This is a genomic window from Microvirga medicaginis (genome assembly GCF_052658925.1).
Window position 1 is genome coordinate 1 of the sequence record NZ_JBQWEL010000053.1, and the last position, 1753, is coordinate 1753.

General features: G+C 58.3%; 2 protein-coding genes and 2 tRNA genes. 3 read left to right on the forward strand and 1 reads right to left on the reverse strand.

The features are described 5' to 3' along the window. Positions 1 to 273 precede the first annotated feature (273 nt). From ACUXUR_RS26695 to ACUXUR_RS26705, 3 genes are all read left to right on the forward strand, one after another. Positions 274 to 350, forward strand: a tRNA-Pro gene (locus ACUXUR_RS26695). A 40-nt stretch (positions 351 to 390) separates the two neighbouring features. Continuing rightward, the gene (locus tag ACUXUR_RS26700) at positions 391 to 696 is read left to right on the forward strand and encodes an ETC complex I subunit (RefSeq protein WP_445505373.1); all 306 of its coding nucleotides are present in this window, start codon (positions 391 to 393) and stop codon (positions 694 to 696) included. Between the two features lie 22 nt (positions 697 to 718). Continuing rightward, a tRNA-Arg gene (locus tag ACUXUR_RS26705) sits at positions 719 to 795 on the forward strand. A gap of 93 nt (positions 796 to 888) precedes the next feature. On the opposite strand, the gene ACUXUR_RS26710 is transcribed toward ACUXUR_RS26705, so the two are convergent. Then, positions 889 to 1753, reverse strand: an 865-nt coding sequence (locus ACUXUR_RS26710; protein ID WP_445505374.1) for a cadherin-like domain-containing protein, incomplete at its 5' end; no start/stop codon positions are given.

Sequence of the window (1753 nt, forward strand, 5' to 3'; positions counted from 1 at the left end):
GTAGAGGGGCCTCGACGACGCTCGCGCATTCCTGCAGCGCCCGCGTTGCACACGCCAGGGGGCGTAATCGATTCTGAACAGGACCTCGGAAGCTCCCCCTTGTGTTTTGCCCCTGCAGCAGTTTTGAGAACGCCTGCCGAACACCCATGGGGCTTTTTTCCCGAAACCTTCTGTTCACCCGTCCCATGGATCCACTAAATTCTGAACTCTGAAACCTTGGGCTTGCGTAGGGGTTCTCAAATCGCTAGAGAAACCAAGCCATTGAGAGAGATACGGGGTGTAGCGCAGTCTGGTAGCGCATCTGCTTTGGGAGCAGAGGGTCGCGGGTTCAAATCCTGCCGCCCCGACCATCCTCACCGGCAAGAGTCTTGGAGAGAGTGCAAAAAACCAATGCCCGCCCGGATTTACAAGCCCGCCAAGTCCGCTACGCAGTCCGGCATGGCCCGGACCAAGCAATGGCTTCTCGTCTTCGAGCAGGACAAGCCCCGCGAGATCGAGCCCCTGATGGGCTGGACCAGCTCGGGCGATACCCGTCAGCAGCTCCGCCTCTGGTTTGACACCAAGGAAGAGGCCATTGCCTATGCCGAGCGCGAAGGCATCGCCTATCGGGTCGAGGAGCCGCACGAGATCAAGCGGCGCGCTATGTCCTATTCCGACAATTTCAAGTTCAATCGCGTCGGCCCCTGGACCCACTAAAGGTCCAGGCCTGCGGCTCGACGGCCCCTTAGCTCAGCTGGATAGAGCAACTGCCTTCTAAGCAGTAGGTCGCAGGTTCGAGCCCTGCAGGGGTCGCCATATCTTGCTATTTAGCAATGCCTATCTGAACTGCCGTACAGAAAGGAGGCGGGCCTTACAGCCCGCCTCCGTAACTGCCGACATTTTTGCAATTTAGAGCAGGAAATCACCACTCGTTAGCTTCAGGCCTGTGCCGATGAGGGTGATGGAGAAGTCTGCGCCGCCGGATCCGTTGGTATCGGCCGACACGATCGTATTCCCATTCGATTCCTGCCAGACGACCGTATAGGCGGCGATCGATCCATTGCCGCCAAACGTCAGGATCCCTGGTATGAGCGCCGACAGATCGATCACGTCCGCGCCGTTGCCGAAATCATGGATCGTATCGCCACCGACGTCGCCTGTATTGAACTGGAAGGTGTCGCCGCCGGATCCGCCCCAGAGGTGATCCACACCACCACCCCCGTCAATGGAGTCGTTCCCCGACCCTCCATAGATGATATCGTTCTGGGCATTTCCCTTCAACGTATCATTGCCCGCGCGCCCATAGATGGTGTCGGCGCCGTTGAGGCCGTTGATGGAGTCGTTTCCGGTTCCTCCAGCAAGTGTATCGTTGCCAGACGACCCCCTCGTGTCGACAGTGTGCGTGTTCCCGTTAATGTCCTTGTCGTCGTAGTCGTGACTTGTGTCCTCGATCCGCACCTCATCGACTGGAAGGATGTCAAGCGAGGCTGAGCCAGCCACAGTGTCGTGACCGTCTGTTACCGTATACGAAAACGAGACTGTCGTATCGTCGTCCAAAGCCGGCGTGTAAGTCCAAGTGCCATCATTGTTGTCGACCAGTGTGCCCGAACCAGACGAGATTGCCAGATTGGTTGCCGTTAGGCTGTCGTGCTCTGGGTCAGATGCATTGGCGAGAAGCTCTGCCTGGGTGATCACGCGCGCACCGCTATCTTCCTCGATCGAAGTCAGCGCTACGGGCGATGTAATCGGCTGGTCGTTGACCGGGGTGACGGTG